At 70.0% G+C, this 14,040-nt stretch carries 12 protein-coding genes; 2 read left to right on the forward strand and 10 right to left on the reverse strand.

The window, feature by feature from the left end; all coding sequences use genetic code 11:
• Positions 1 to 179: 179 nt before the first annotated feature.
• Positions 180 to 806 carry a uridine kinase gene (locus MZC64_RS18905; RefSeq protein ID WP_247758050.1) on the reverse strand — a complete coding sequence of 209 codons (627 nt, stop codon included), beginning with the start codon at positions 804 to 806 and terminating at the stop codon, positions 180 to 182.
• A 504-nt stretch (positions 807 to 1,310) separates the two neighbouring features.
• Here MZC64_RS18905 and MZC64_RS18910 point away from each other — a divergent pair.
• Positions 1,311 to 2,426: a glutamate--cysteine ligase gene (locus MZC64_RS18910; RefSeq protein WP_247758051.1), complete on the forward strand. Its 1,116-nt coding sequence runs from the start codon at positions 1,311 to 1,313 to the stop codon at positions 2,424 to 2,426.
• 9 nt (positions 2,427 to 2,435) lie between these two features.
• The gene (locus MZC64_RS18915; protein WP_308301034.1) at positions 2,436 to 3,500 is read left to right on the forward strand and encodes an rRNA adenine N(6)-methyltransferase family protein; all 1,065 of its coding nucleotides are present in this window, start codon (positions 2,436 to 2,438) and stop codon (positions 3,498 to 3,500) included.
• Here the strand turns inward: MZC64_RS18915 and MZC64_RS18920 are convergent.
• From MZC64_RS18920 to MZC64_RS18960, 9 genes are read right to left on the reverse strand one after another with little or no spacing between them, the layout of a single operon-like run.
• A complete protein-coding gene (locus MZC64_RS18920) occupies positions 3,436 to 4,290 on the reverse strand; it encodes a putative RNA methyltransferase (RefSeq protein ID WP_247758053.1) in 855 nt (284 codons plus the stop codon). The two genes, MZC64_RS18915 and MZC64_RS18920, sit on opposite strands and share 65 nt — an antisense overlap.
• Before the next feature lie 26 nt (positions 4,291 to 4,316).
• Entirely contained in the window at positions 4,317 to 5,084 is a 768-nt protein-coding gene (locus MZC64_RS18925; protein WP_247758054.1) for a hypothetical protein, read from the reverse strand.
• A complete protein-coding gene (locus MZC64_RS18930) occupies positions 4,993 to 7,194 on the reverse strand; it encodes an MMPL family transporter (RefSeq protein WP_247758055.1) in 2,202 nt (733 codons plus the stop codon). The genes MZC64_RS18925 and MZC64_RS18930 overlap by 92 nt, the downstream gene beginning before the upstream one ends.
• 50 nt (positions 7,195 to 7,244) lie before the next feature.
• The gene (locus MZC64_RS18935) at positions 7,245 to 8,474 is read right to left on the reverse strand and encodes a hypothetical protein (RefSeq protein ID WP_247758056.1); all 1,230 of its coding nucleotides are present in this window, start codon (positions 8,472 to 8,474) and stop codon (positions 7,245 to 7,247) included.
• 37 nt (positions 8,475 to 8,511) lie between these two features.
• A complete protein-coding gene (locus tag MZC64_RS18940) occupies positions 8,512 to 9,450 on the reverse strand; it encodes a hypothetical protein (protein ID WP_247758057.1) in 939 nt (312 codons plus the stop codon).
• 44 nt (positions 9,451 to 9,494) lie between these two features.
• Positions 9,495 to 9,980: an SRPBCC family protein gene (locus MZC64_RS18945; RefSeq protein ID WP_247758058.1), complete on the reverse strand. Its 486-nt coding sequence runs from the start codon at positions 9,978 to 9,980 to the stop codon at positions 9,495 to 9,497.
• 1 nt (position 9,981) lies between these two features.
• The gene (locus MZC64_RS18950) at positions 9,982 to 11,262 is read right to left on the reverse strand and encodes an aspartate aminotransferase family protein (protein ID WP_247758059.1); all 1,281 of its coding nucleotides are present in this window, start codon (positions 11,260 to 11,262) and stop codon (positions 9,982 to 9,984) included.
• Between the two features lie 16 nt (positions 11,263 to 11,278).
• Complete coding sequence (locus tag MZC64_RS18955; RefSeq protein ID WP_247758060.1) at positions 11,279 to 12,409, reverse strand: acyl-CoA dehydrogenase family protein; 1,131 nt, start codon at positions 12,407 to 12,409, stop codon at positions 11,279 to 11,281.
• On the reverse strand, positions 12,406 to 13,917 hold the full coding sequence (locus MZC64_RS18960; protein ID WP_247758061.1) for an aldehyde dehydrogenase: 1,512 nt from the start codon (positions 13,915 to 13,917) through the stop codon (positions 12,406 to 12,408). Before MZC64_RS18960 ends, MZC64_RS18955 begins: the two co-directional genes overlap by 4 nt.
• Between the last annotated feature and the right edge of the window lie 123 nt (positions 13,918 to 14,040).

Consider the following 14,040-nt stretch of genomic DNA (forward strand, 5'->3'; position numbering starts at 1 on the left):
TGGGCCAACCGGTACGCCGGTTTTGCCCAAGCGGGCGTACCAGTTGGCCCAAGTGGTACGGAAGTGCGGATCGCACCGCTGATTCGCCACCAGAGTTGTACGACAACGGCCAACACCCTGTCCCACAACGGCCAACACCCCGTACGACAACGGCCAACACGCGGGGTGGGTGGGGTGGGTTAGGGATCTACTAGGGCGGGGTGGGCTGGGTTGTCTTGGCGGATGACTATGTCTGCCAGGGATTCTGGGTTTACCTCCTCGGTGTAGCGCTTGAAGGCTGGGAGGGTCCAGTGGGCGGACTCGGGGGTGCGGCGGGCCAGGGCGGGGTCGGAGAGTCTCAGGTGGACGGTCAGGTCCAGGGGGAGGCCCTGGCCCAGCAGGAGGGGGCCGTCCAGGAGGAGGACTCCGCCTGGGGGCAGAGGGACGCGAACGGCTCGGGTGGAGCGGTCGGTGTGGGGGTTGCGCAGGGTGGGGAGGACTTGGCCGGAGCCGTTGGGGGACAGGGGGTCCAGGACTTCTCGGCGGAGGGCGTTGGTGTCCAGCCAGTTGAGGTAGAAGGAGTCTGGGTCCTGGTGGCCTTGTTCCAGGCGGAGGGAGGCCGGGCGGAGGAAGTCGGCGGCGCTCACTCGCTGGACTGGACGGCCGTGCACTCGCAGGGGTTCGACCAGGGCGTCGGCCAGGTGTTCGGGGTGGGCGGCGGCGGCGCCGTCGATGGCGACTCGCGCCCACTGGTGCGGTGGGAGGGTGGCGATGCGTTCCGCCAGCTCGGTCACCAGGGCGTCGAAGGACACCGGTCGTACGCGCACCTGGTCCATCCTGCCAACCCGGAGCGGGGGGTGACCTACTGCACTTCCGGGTTCCGGAACAACGGGAGGTAGTAGACCGTTGAACATTTCGACTGACGCGTGTGTGATCCGGCGACGACCTACCCGAGAGTCGCTGTCCAGGCCGGATGGCACGCGGTGAACCCCCCAGACCACCGCCTCCCCCATCCGGGCCCAGATCACCGCGTCAGTCCACTGCCGTCGGTCGGTAACACCCCCCTCGCCGGCCGACGGCCCTCTTCGTCAAGTTTTGGGGAACAAACGGCAAGTGCGATAAGTTGTAGGTAGCGGTCGGCGTGTTACGTGTCCCCCGGGCTCACTTTCCGCCTTCATGGAATACCGTTCGGCTGGAGCCATGTCGTGCCTTTCGCCGAGAGGCGACCTAGCGCGTCGACCGCCCCTACTTCCCCGGCCCGGCCGGGATGCTCCCCGCAGCCACCCGGATGCGCGCAGCCTTGCGCGCCCCGGCTGCGGCAGGGTGAATCCATGAGCGAGTGGACCTTCGGGGTCGAGGAAGAGTTCATCCTCGTCGACGCGGACACCGGCAGGCTGGCGGCCCAGGCCGCCGCGGTCCGGCATGGCGCCGACGCCAGCGGCTCGGACGATGAACTCCAGCTGGAGCTGACCCGGTACCAGGTGGAGATCGCCTCGCCGGTCTGCACCACCGCGGACCAGCTCAGCGAGAACCTCACCCGGCTACGCGGGCGGCTGGCCGCCAGCGCCAGGGAGCGGAACCTGCACCTGCTGGCCACCGGCACCGCGGTGCTCGCCGAGCCCTGGCCGCCACCACTGGCAGGCCAGGACCGCTACCAGGTCATCGCCGAGCGCTTCGGCGGGCTGATCGACACCCTCTGCGGCTGCCACGTGCACGTGGCCATCCCGGACGCCGAGTTCGGCATCAAGCTCAGCAACCACCTCCGGCCCTGGCTGCCGCTGCTGCTGGCGCTGAGCGCGAACTCCCCGTTCTCCCGCGGCCAGGACAGCGGGCACGCCAGCTGGCGGCACGTCACCTGGGCCCGCTGGCCCTCGGCCGGGCCGCCGCCCTTCTTCGAGTCCGCCGCGCACTACGAGGCCAGCGTGAGCGCGCTGCTGCACGTGGGCGCGGCGCTGGACCGCAAGATGATCTATTGGGACATCCGGCTCTCCGAGGCCCAGCCGACCCTGGAGTTCCGGGTCTGCGACGTGGCCGCCACCGTCGAGGAGGCCGTGCTGCTCGGCGTGCTGGTCCGGGCGCTGGCCCAGGCCGCCAGCCACGACCTGGACACCGGGGTGCCTGCCAAGCCGGTTCCGCACGAGGTGCTGCGGGCCGCGCTGTGGCGGGCCGCCAGGGACGGCCTGGGCGGCTACTGCCCTGATCCGGAGTCCGGGGCGCTGCTGCCGGTCAGCGTCGTGCTGCGGCGCGCTCGGCAGCGGCTACGGCCGTTCCTGCTCGACAACGGGGAGCTGGAACTGGTCGAGGAACTGACCGAGCACCTGTGCACCGTGGGCGGTGGCGCGCACCGGCAACGGCAGGCGATGGCCCGCCGCGGCGAGCCGATGGACGTGGTCGACCTGCTCGCCCGGCAGACCACGGTTTCGTCATTACTGGACTCGCCCAGCTAGCGTAGGAGGGTGCAGCCAGGTCGTCCTCCCCGAAATCACCAGCCCAACCACTCCAGCGTCCACCTGCTCTGGTCCCAGAAGGTGATCTCCGAGCTGGTGGACAACGCCGTGCTGGGCCCGGACGACCTGGTCATGGACCTGGGCGCGGGCACCGGCTCGATCACCGCCGAACTGGTGCGCACCCGCGCCAGGGTGCTGGCCGTGGAGCGCGACGAGGAGTTCGTCGGCGACCTGGAGCGGCGCTACGGCGACCACGAGAACCTGCGGGTGGTGCACGACGACCTGCTCTCGGTGCCGCTGCCGCACCGGGAGTTCGCGGTGGTGGCCAACATCCCGTTCTCCATCACCACCGCGCTGCTGCGCAGGCTGCTGAACACCCCGAACGGCTCGCTCACCCAGGCCGACCTGCTGGTCGAGTGGGGCATGGCCAAGCGGCTCACCGCGGCCTGGCCGCGGGACCTGGAGGCCGCCTGGTGGGCGGCCCGGTTCGAGATCTCGATCAAGCACCGGGTGCCTGCCACCGCGTTCCGCCCCGCGCCCAAGATCGACGCCGCGCACCTGGTGTTCAAGCGCAAGACCGGCCAGAGCAAGCACCTCCAGGGCGTGATCTGGGCCCTGCTGAGCACTGCCTACGGCGGCCCGAACGTGCCCGCGCGCACCGCGCTGACCTCGTTCATCACCCGGGGCCGGGCGCACCGGATGCTGCACGAGATCGGCATCGAGTCCCAGGCGCCGGTGGGCACCATCAAGCTCAGCCAGTGGCTGGGCATCGCCACCGAGCTGGCCGCGGACAAGTCGCTGTCCTGGCCGCCGCTGCCGAAGAACCTGCGCACCGACGGCTCCCGCCGGGAGGAAGCACCCAACCGCGGGCTGCGCGCGCCGCAGGGCAAGGCCGCGCAGGGCCGGGCGAACCAGGGCAACGCGGGTCGTGGCCAGGGCAACACCGGGCAGGGCAAGGCGGCCTACGGCAAGGGCAAGGGCGGGCACGGCAACTCCGGCCAGGACCGGTCTAACCAGGGACGTTCCGCGCAGGGCCGGTCGACCGGTAAACCCCGACGCGCACCTGGGCGCTGACCGCGTAGGGCTCCGGCAACGCGGCGATCCGGCCGGCTAGTTCGGCCGGGTCGGTGTGCCAGGCGTTGGGGCCCATGCTGACCACGGTGGCCACCTCGGTCCGGGACAGGCCCAGCCGGAACCGCCGCCGGATCTCACCCACCTGGGTGAAGTGCGCGCCGAGTTGCTCGTCCACCCGGCGGCCCTTGTCCGCGTCCACCCGCAGCAGGCCCAGCTCGTCCACCAGCGCGCCCAGGTGGCCGGTCTCCGGGGTGACCACGACCAGGCGGCCGCCGGGGGCCAGGATCCGGGCCATCTCCGGGCCGTTGCGTGGGGCGAAGACGTTGAGCAGCACCGCGGCCACGCCATCGCGCACCGGCAGCCCGCGCCAGGCGTCGCACACCACCGCGCCCGCCCTCGGGTGTGCCCGCGCGGCCCGGCGCAGCGCGAACTTGGACAGGTCCAGGGCCAGCCCGACCGCGGCCGGGGACTGGTCGAGAACCTCGGCCAGGTAGTGCCCGGTGCCCGCGCCCAGATCCACCACCGGTCCGCTGACCGGCCCGCCGAGGGCCTCGGCGATGGCCGCGCCGATCGGCCGGTAGTGGCCGGCGCCGAGGAAGTCCGCGCGGGCGGCGACCATGGCCGCGGTGTCCCCGGTGCCCGCGCCCGCGTCCCCGGCGAGCAGACTGAGATAGCCCTGCCTGGCCAGGTCGAAGGTGTGCCCGGTGGCGCAGCGCGCGCTGGGCCCGGCCAGGTTCAGGCCGAGGCCGCAGTGCGGGCAGGCCAGCAGTCCGAGCACGTCAGCGAGCACGGCCAAACCCTAACAACGGCGGCGGCTCACCTCAGGGCGCGGCCCACGTGGAAGTCGGTGCCGTTGTAGCAATCCTCGACGTTGTCCATCATCACGTCGCAGAAACGCCGGTAGGCCATCTCGGTGACCAGGGTGCGGAACCAGGCCCAGCGGTCCAGCCGGAGCAGCGCCATCAGCGGCGGCACCGGGAAGTTCTGGCAGGACATGAAGGACACCACGGTGCCGCGGCCGTCGCCGGTGCGCCGGAAGGACATGTAGCCGTCGTCGCAGACCGCGGACCCGTTGGGGCTGTGCACGGTCAGCATCCAGACCCGCTGCTCGTCCTCGGTGTAGTCGATCTTCTCCAGCTTGTAGACGTCGAGTTCCTGCTTGCCCATGAAGGCGGCGTAGTTGGGCTGCGGCAAGGCGATGATCCGCACGCCCTGGTGCAGGGCCCGGTCCTGCTCGTCCCGCTGCACCACCCGGGTGCTCAGGCCGAGCGAGTCCCGGTAGAACTGGCCGACGTGCCCGATCGGCACCCGGGTGACGAAATCCTCATACGGCACGTCCAGGACGCGTTCGCCGTGGAAGAGCACGGTGCCGTCGGGCTGGTGGATCCAGCGCATGCCACGGCGATCGGCCGGCTTGCCCTTGAGCCGGTGCTCGATGTCCACCAGCTCCGGGATGATCTTCTCGTAGTCGCTGCCGTGGTAGACGTCGAGATCAATCTCGAACGGTGGCTCCAGCCGGGGAACCGTCCGTTTGGCGAGCACGATCCGGCTCGCCCAGGCGATCGTCGCCAAGGGGTTGCGCACTGTCGGGATTCCTTTCCTGCTTTCCGGGGAACCACCAGTTCCAGCGGCCCATGAGCTGCATGCTGGCCGGGACCAGCACCCCGCGGATCACCGTGGCGTCGATCAGCACCGCGAAGGCCAGGCCGACGCCGAGCTGCTTGAGCGGGGTCACATCGGAGAGCGCGAAGCCGAAGAAGATCGCGATCATGATGGCCGCGGCGCTGCTGATCACCCGGCCGGTGCGGGCCACGCCGTCGATGATCGAGCCGGTGTTGTCCCCGGTTTCCCGGTACCGCTCGGCGATCCGGGAGATCAGGATGACCTCGTAGTCGGTGGACAGCGCGATCACCACGGACACGATGGTGATCGGCACGATCGGATGCAGATCGGCCGGATCCGACCAGCCGATGATGCGGGCGCCGATCTCGGTGGTGGACAACAGCAACAGCCCGCCGATGCTGGCACCGAGGGAGATCACCACCAGCAGCACGGCCTTGATCGGCAGGATGATCGAGCGCATCGCCACGATCAGCAGCAACAGCACCAGACCGAGCAGCACCAGCAGCATCAGCGGCAGGCTGGCGAAGAGCGCGTCGGTGGCGTCGATGCGCATCGCGGTCTCGCCGCCGACCTCGAACCGGATGCCGGAGAGCGTTTCGTGCAGGCTGCCGCCGCGCAGGCTGCGCACCAGTTCGTGCGTGCGGTCATCGGACGGGCTGTGCGTGGTGGCCACGCTGACCCGGTACGCCTCGGTGTTGTCCAGCGGGATCGGCCGGGCGGCCAGCACATCCGGGTTGCCGGTCAGCGTCTGCGCGATCCGTTCGGCGTTGCCGCGGACCTCGCCGGAACTGCCGTGCACCACGATCTCCACCGGGGCGAACACGCCGGGCCCGAAGGCCTTGGCGCCCAGTTCGGTGGACTGGCGGACCTGCGAGTCCACCGGCATCTGGCTGGCGGTGGGCAGATCGACCTTCTGCACCAGGTCCAGCACGGGCAGGCACAGCGCGGCCAGCACCGCGGTGCCCGCGACCAGCCACAGGAACGGGCGCTTGGTGACCCGCAGGCCCCAGCGGCCCCAGAAGCCGGACATCTCGCCGTCCACGTGCGCGGTGCTGACCTCGCCCGCGGCCAGCCGGGCGCGTTCCTTCTTGCGCAGGATCCGGTGCCCCAGGGCACGCAGCACGATCGGCGCGCCGATCAGCGCGGCCACGATGGCCATGGCGGTCACCAGCATCATGCCCAGCGCGGCGGTCTGGATGGCCCGGGAGTCGACCATGAACATGCCGGCCTCGGCCACGAGCACGGTGAGCCCGGACCAGGCGACGGCCACGCCGGTGGTGCGCATGGCGGTGCGGACCGCGTCATCCACCGCCAAACCGCCGAGTAGCAGTTCGCGGACGCGTTGCACCAGGAACATGGCGTAGTCGATGGCCAGCGCCAGGCCGACCATGGTGGCCGAGTTGGTGACGTATTCGGAGAAGGGGATGCCGAAGGCCAGCGCACCCGCCACGCCAAGGCCGCCGAGCAGTGCGGAGGCGCCGATGGCCAGTGGCACCAGGGTGGCCCACAGGGTGCCGAAGGTCAGCAGCAGCACCACCAGCACGATGGGCAGGCCGACCTGTTCGGCGCGCAGCAGGTCGCTGCGGGAGAGCTGGACCAGTTCCTCCCGGTGCGCGCCGTAGCCGCCGAGGAAGACCTTGCTGTCCCCCGGCGCCAGGCCCTCGATGTCCAGGAGTTTGTTGGCCACCCCGATGGAGCCGTCGATGCCGCCGGTGCTGGACACGCCGAACACGGTGATCGGCCCGGTGCCCTCCTTGGCAGGCGGCAACGGCAGCGGCTGCACCTCGCGCACGCCCTCGGTGCCGGCGATCTTGTCCCGGACCGTCTTCAGCTCCCCCGCGCCCTCCGCGGTGGCCGCCTTGCCGGTGACCACCACGAACAACGCGGGCACGCCGTTGCGGCTCAGCTCGCGGGCCACCGATTCGGCCTGGCTGGTCGAGGATGCCTCGCCGCCGGGCACGGCCCGGCCCTCCAGGCCGATGGCGAAGGCGCCGCCGGTGATGGCCAGCAGGACCCAGGCCACGACGATGAGCCTGCTGTTGCGGAAAAGGGCGTCAGTGAGGCGGTCCAACGGGGACTCCTGGTACGTGCGGAAAGGAACTCAGGACACCAACCGGGCAGCTAGCGTGCTCGGCTCGCCGGTGGACTGAGCAGCGTGCTGTGGTGGAAGCCGAGCCGGGGATCGCTCCACCACCGCAGCCCGGTGTCGAACTCCTGGAGTTCAGGCATCCGCACCTGGAGCCGAACGGTGTTCTCCGGATAGTTGTATACCGTGATCGTGTTCAGTCCCCGGTTCGCGGTGAACAAGAGTGACTGATCGGCGGATAGCTGGCAGGCGTAGACCGAGTCGATCATCGCGCCGCGGGAGACGCGCAGCGCGCGCAGGTAGTGGTGGCCGCCGGTGAGGATGGATCCCCTGGTCAGGGTGTCCACCGCGGTGCGCAGCACCTGACGTCCCGCGCGCAGTTTGCTGCGCAGGCTGGGTTTCTCGTCGAGTACCCGGTAGCTGGTGAAGCTGTCCAGGTCGATCATCACGATGGTGCCGCTGGCGCCGTTGCAGTAGATGAGTTCGCGGTCGGAGATGCACACGTCGGAGTTGATGTGCGCGGGTGTGTCGTGCCCGGCGGTCCAGTGCCGCAGCACCTGGCCGGTCTCCGCGTCGACCTCGAAGGCGTATTCCTTGAACTGGGCGATGCTCCACTCGTGCCAGTCCCGGCCGTCCTGCGGCTGCACCCGGAAGGACAGCGCGTAGAACCGGTCCTCCACCGGGTGGCAGACCACGTGCCAGCAGGTCGCGGGCAGCTGCACCCGGCGGGCGGTGCGGGTGTGCAGGTCGAAGATGCCGACCTCGCACGCCTCGCCCCGCCCCGGGTGGTCCATGCCGCCGTAGACCAGGTACCGGCCGGAGGCGGAGGTCTTCATCGCGTGCGGCAGTTTGACGCCGTGGTCGCCGAGCCGTTCGGCCTTGTCCAGGCGTTCCAGATCGGACAGCCACAGGCCGTCGCCCATGGCGGCGACGGCCTGGGTGTCGTTGATCCAGGCGACGTGCGTGCTGCCCTTGATGGAGGAGTCGGTCGGCTCGAAGCGCAGCGTGGAGATGCGCTGCACCTCCTCCAGGGTCTGCGCGTCGTAGAACATCAGGTGCTGGCCGGTGCTGCCGAGGAAGCCCACCCTGTTGTCCGGGCTGACACTGACCGCGTGACCGCCTGCCATGCCGTCGAAGTACTCGACGTTGTAGGCGTAGCGCCCACTGACCGGGTCGTACCGGAAGACGCAGACCCCGGCCCGGCCTTCCAGCCCGTTGAGGCCATTGCCATCCAGGGCGATGTGGAACGCGTACGGATAGTCCATCGCGGGGCTCCGTCCTCTCAGCTCGACGTGGGAGCGCTCAGCGGCGCTTGGCGCGGCGGGTGCGGCGCAGCAGGTACAGACCGGCCAGGGCGACCCCGGCGATCTTCAGCGCGCGCGGGACGCCGGTGGCCTCGCCGTTGCCGGGACGGCCGATCGCGATTTCCTTGCCCTCGTAGACCCGGAGCAGGTTGCCGTAGGTGGTGTTCCAGAACGAGCGGTAGGCCGCCTCGGTGAGGGTGTCCCGGAACCAGATCCAGCGGTCCAGCCCGAACATCTGCATGATCCGCGGCCGCGGGAACACCTGGTGCGCCACGAAGACGACCTTGGTGTGGTTGGAGCCGGGGATCCGGCTGACCGCCATGTAGCTGTCGTCCACCGAGGTGGACAGGTTGGGGCTGCACACGGTGCGCATCCAGTTGCGCTGCTCGTCCGGCCCGTACTCGGCGAACTCCAGCTTGTAGACGTCCAGCTCGTCCTTGCCCAGGAAGGCGGTGTAGGTGGGCTGGGCCAGCGCGGCGATCCGCTCGATCTGCAGCGTGGGCCTGCCTTCGGCGTCCCGGTGCAGCACCTGGGTATTGATGCCGAGCACGTCCTTGAAGCAGTCGCCGACCCGGCTGATCTCGACCTTGGAGACGAAGTCGTCGTAGTCGATGTCGACGGTGCGCACGCCGTAGAAGTAGACCTCGGTGCGGCCGTGGATCCAGCGCATGCCGTCGGCGGTCAGCGGCACGTCCAGCAGCTGCTTCTCCACCTTCTCGGTGGAGTCGGTGTCGTAGACGTAGCTCGGGTCGCGGTACTGCTCCAGGTCCAGCCGGACCGGCAACCGCTTGCGGGACAAGGTGTTCTTCGCGAACATGATCTGCGCCGCGCGGAAGATCTTGCGCGGGGCGAGGTCGGTGAGCAGTGTGCCCTGCGGCACCGTGTTCGGTGCGCTGTGGTGCGCGTAGAGGGCCTCCGCGGACCGGTCGGTGCTCATGATCGATTTCCTCCAGCGGGTGGTGGTGGGTGGTCGGGACGCGCTCAGAGCGGGACGGCGGCCGCGCGGGCGGGGATCGGGGCGCCCTCGGGGAACTCCACCCGGTCGCCGAACAGGCCGATCAGCACCAGCTGGACGACGTCGGTGAGCAGCCGTTCGGCGACCGGTTCGACGATGCTGGCCAGTGAGGGCACGCCGAAGTCGAAGTCGGCGATCAGCGCGGTCTTGATGCCCTCGGGGGTCTCCTCCAGGACCCAGCCGCCGTAGAACTCCTCGAAGTCGCCTTCGGTCTGGATGAAGTCGAGGCGCATCTCCTCGCGGCGGAACCAGTCCTGTTCGGTCCACTGCAGCAGGCCGTTGCGGAACTCGACCACCCAGCTGCTGTAGGAGGGCCCGCCGTCGCTGCGGTGCATCTCCACCTTGCGCACCACGTCGACGAGTTCGGCGTAGTGGCTGAAGTCGGCGAGGGTGTCGAAGACGGTGTCCGGGTCGGTGTCCCGGATCAGGGCATGGATCTCTACGTGACGCACGTCAGCTCGCTCCTACTGAGTCGGCGGTCGGGTAGCGCGCCGCGACCTCGGCGCAGGCGCCGTCGAAGGCGGAAAGCAGGAACTCGGTGCCCTCGTCGCTGATCACCGCGGGCGGGGTGAAGCGCAGTACGGCGCCAGCGTTGAGGGAGTAGTTGACGATCAGGTGCCGGTTGACCATCTCGGCCAGCAGCGCGCCGGCCAGTCCGGCGCCCTTGAGTTCGACGCCGATGAGCAGGCCGACGCCCCTGACCTCGGTGACCAGTTGCGGGCAGCGGCGATCGACGATCTCGCGCATGCCGGTGAGCAGCACCTCGCCCACCTTGGCCGCCCGTTCCACCAGGCCGTCCTGCTCGATGGCCTCGATCGCGGCGCGGGCGGCGGCCATCGCGATCGGCGCGCCGGAGAAGGTGGAGGTGTGGATGAACGGGTCCCGGTTGAACGCGCGGAAGGCGGCCGGGGTGGCGATCATCGCCGAGACCGGCACGATCCCGCCGGAGAGTCCCTTGCCCGCCAACAGGATGTCCGGGGTGACGCCCTCGCGGTCGGCGCCCCACCAGTGCCCGAGCCTGCCCATGCCGGTCTGGATCTCGTCCAGCACCAGCACCGCGCCGTGCTCGTCGCAGAGCGCCCGGACCGCGCCGAGGTAACCGGCCGGCGGGATGCGCACGCCGCCCTCGCCCTGGATGGGTTCGAGGATGACGCAGGCGTCCGGGCCGCCCTTGGCGAGTTCGGCGGCCAGTGCCGCGGCGTCGCCGAAGGGCACGAAGGAGATATCGGGCAGCAGCGGCCGGAACGGGGCCTGGTACAGGTCGTTGCCGGTGACCGCGAGCGCGCCGAAGGTCTTGCCGTGGTAGCCGCCGATGGTGGAGATGAGCCGGGTTTTGCCCAGGGTGCGGGCGAGTTTGAGCGCGGCCTCGGTGGCCTCGGTGCCGGAGCTGGCGAAGTGCACGTGTTCCAGGCCGTCCGGGGTGACCCTGGCCAGTGCTTCCGCCGCCCGCGCCGCGGTCGGTTCGAGCAGGATGCGGGAGGCGATGGGGCTGGTCTGGATCTGCCGGATGACCGCGGCTTCCACGTGCGGGTGGCGGGCGCCGTGGATGAGCACGCCGTAGCCGCCGGCGTTGAGGTAGCGGCCGCCGTCGGAGGTCTCGATCCACTCCCCGCGCGCCGAGGTCTCCATCTGGGTGCCGAAGACCTCGGAGATCTTGGCCCGGCCGCGGGAGAGGTGGCTGCGGTAGAGGTCGAGCACCTCCGGGTAGCCGGGTTCGGTGCTGGTGCTGGACATGGGGCTCCCTGGGGTCTCAGTCGAGGACGACGGGACGCCCGGAGAACCACCCGAGCAGGGCGTCGGCCGAGCTGTGCCGGGACGGTGGGTGGAAGCCGATCGCGTGCGCGGCGGCGGAGAGGTAGGCGACCTCGGAGGACCGGATGAAAGCCATGCCGCCCAACAGCTCCACCGCCGTGGCCACGGTGGAACGGATGGTGTCGGCGATGGTGAACCGGGTGATCAGCGCGCGGGCCAGGCCGTCGTTGCCGCCGTCGCCCTCATCCAGGTTGCGGGCCGCGCCGTCGAGGGTGAGCGCGGCGCCCTCCACCGCCATGGCCAGGCCGAGCCGTTCGCTCGGCGTGCCCTTCTCGGCGTCGAGCACCCGTTCGACCAGTGCCATGGCCACGCCCAGGTAGCAGGCGGTGACCAGCAGCTCGAACCAGACGAAACCGAGCGTCTGCAGGTCGTCGAGTTCGCCGTTGAGGCCGATGGTCAGTTCGACGATCAGGTCCGGGTGCACCTCGACGTTGTCCAGGATCAGCGTGTCCGACTCCGCGCCTGCCAGTGCCCAGGAGCCCCAGAACGGGGTGACCGAGATGCCGGGTGAGGCGGCCGGGATCATCGCGATCGCGGTGCGGGTAGTGCCGTCGGGCTGTTCCAGGGCCACGCTCGCGGTGAGCAGGTCCATCGACCGGGACAGGCTGCACGGCTGCTTGCGACCGCTGATCCGCCAGTTGGCGCCGTCCCAGACGCCCTTCATGGTCGGGGCCAGGATGCCTTGGGAGGTACGGCCTTCGGCGAATCCGGAGGCCATCAGCCGCTGGTCGGTGGCCACCCCGTCGAGCAGCATCCACTCGAATCCGGTGCTGGACTCGGCCAGCGCGACCAGGCTGGCCAGCGAGAACTGGTGCATGGTGGTGGCCACGGCCAGCGAGGGCGAGCGCGCGGCCAGTGCCCTGGTGACCCGGACCGCGTCCACCGCGGTGGCCCCGCCGCCGTTGTGCTTGGCCGGGATGAGCAGTCCGGGGCCACCGGCGGCGCGGAACAGTTCGATGCCGGGTCCGCCGGGGGATTCCAGGTCCAGCAACGGGATCGCGGCGAGTTTGCCATCCAGGCCGGGCAGGAAGCGTTCGCAGGTCTGGCGTTCCTGGCTGAGCAGTCTCATCGAGTCGCCTCCGGTGCGGCTCCGGTCTCGAACACCGCGGTGCGCGGCTGCACGCCCTCGGCGATGCTGATGCCCTGCAGGTGCGAGGTGCGCAGCAGCGGGTAGTTCAGTTCGCCGAAGGGGCCGCCGGTCAGCCCGGTGCCACCGTGGCTGGCCAGGTAGGGCACGAACCCGATGTGCGAGTCGTTGACCTTGAGCAGGCCGCCGGTGACCACCCGGTTGGCCACCTCCTCGATCACCGAGGGGTCCTTGGCCCACAGGGAGTTGCGCAGGCCGTACTGGTTGGCGTTGAGGAAGGCGATGGCCTGATCCAGCAACGTGCCGTCGTCGGTCTCGGGCACCACGATCGGCAGCAGCGGGAAGAAGGTCTCCTCGCGCACCGCGGTCAGCTCGCGGGCGCCGTCGAGGCCGTCCACCCGCAGCACGGTCGGGGCGATGAACGGGCCGGTGTCCGAGGCGGTGCCGTCGAGTTCCAGCCGGTGCCCGCCGGTGATCACCTCGGCGCCGGCGGCCACGGCTTCCTTGAGGCAGGCGAAGTACTCATCCGGCCGCATCACCGGGGAGAGCAGCACCTCGGGGTCGTCCGGGTAGCCGGGGCGGATCTTGGCGACCAGTGCGGCCAGCTTGGTCAGCAGGGTGTCGGCGATGTCGGGGTGTGCGATGGCGTACTTGGGCACCATGCAGATCTGGCCGGAGCCGAAGAAGCATTCGGTGAGCGCCTCGGCGGCCAGGTCGAGGTCGGCGTCCTTCCACACCAGCACGCCGTCGTTGCCTGCCAGCTCCAGGATCGGCTTCTTGCCGCGGGCGACGGCTTCCTGGCCGAGCTGGATGCCGCGTTCGCTGCCGCCGAAGAAGAAGATGTCGTCTACCAGGGGGCTGTCCAGCCACTGGTTCATGATCTTCTTGGGCTGGCCGCAGACCAGGCTGAGTGTGCCGGGCGGGGCGCCGAGTTCTTCCAGGATGGGCGCGACGATCTCCCGCCAGCCGAACATCACGCCATAGGGCGAGCTGCGCGGGGCCTTGACCACCAGCGTGTTGCCCGCGACCAGCGCGGGCACGCCGAGGAAGGAGTTGGACGCGGCCGCGTTCTGCGGCGGGCTGAGCACCACGACGCCGTCGGGCTTGCGCACCAGCCGCAGCGTGCGCGGACCGACCTGGTGTTCCTCGTGGAGCTGCCTGCGCCACAGGTCCAGGTTTTCCTTGCTGGCGGCCTGCTGGATGCCGGCGATCTCCCATTCGGCGAGCTTGCGCGGGTGGCCTTCGGCGACCAGGACGTCGATGAACTCCTCGCGCCTGCGGGTCACCTCTTCCCGCACCCGCTGGCCCAGCAGCAGCCGGGTTTCGAGGGGGAAGGCGCCCCAGACCGGGGCGGCCGCCTTGGCCTTGACCAGGGCTTCCTGCAGGTGCTCGTCGCTGGTCACGGCGCACCGGGCGGCGACGTTGGGCAGGTCGGCCCCGTCGTCGCGGCTGCCACGTTCCAGCTCGCGCTTGACCTTCAGGTTGGACATGAAGTCATTGAGGAATGCGTTGGCGTTGACCGTGTAGACCCAGTTTTCTCCTGGGCAATCCGAACCGGCAATATAGGAACTGTACGAACGCATCCCAAGAGACCCCCGTCCACTCGCGTGACT

The organism is Crossiella sp. S99.2, from assembly GCF_023094165.1.
In the GTDB taxonomy this organism is placed as follows: Bacteria; Actinomycetota; Actinomycetes; order Mycobacteriales; family Pseudonocardiaceae; genus Crossiella.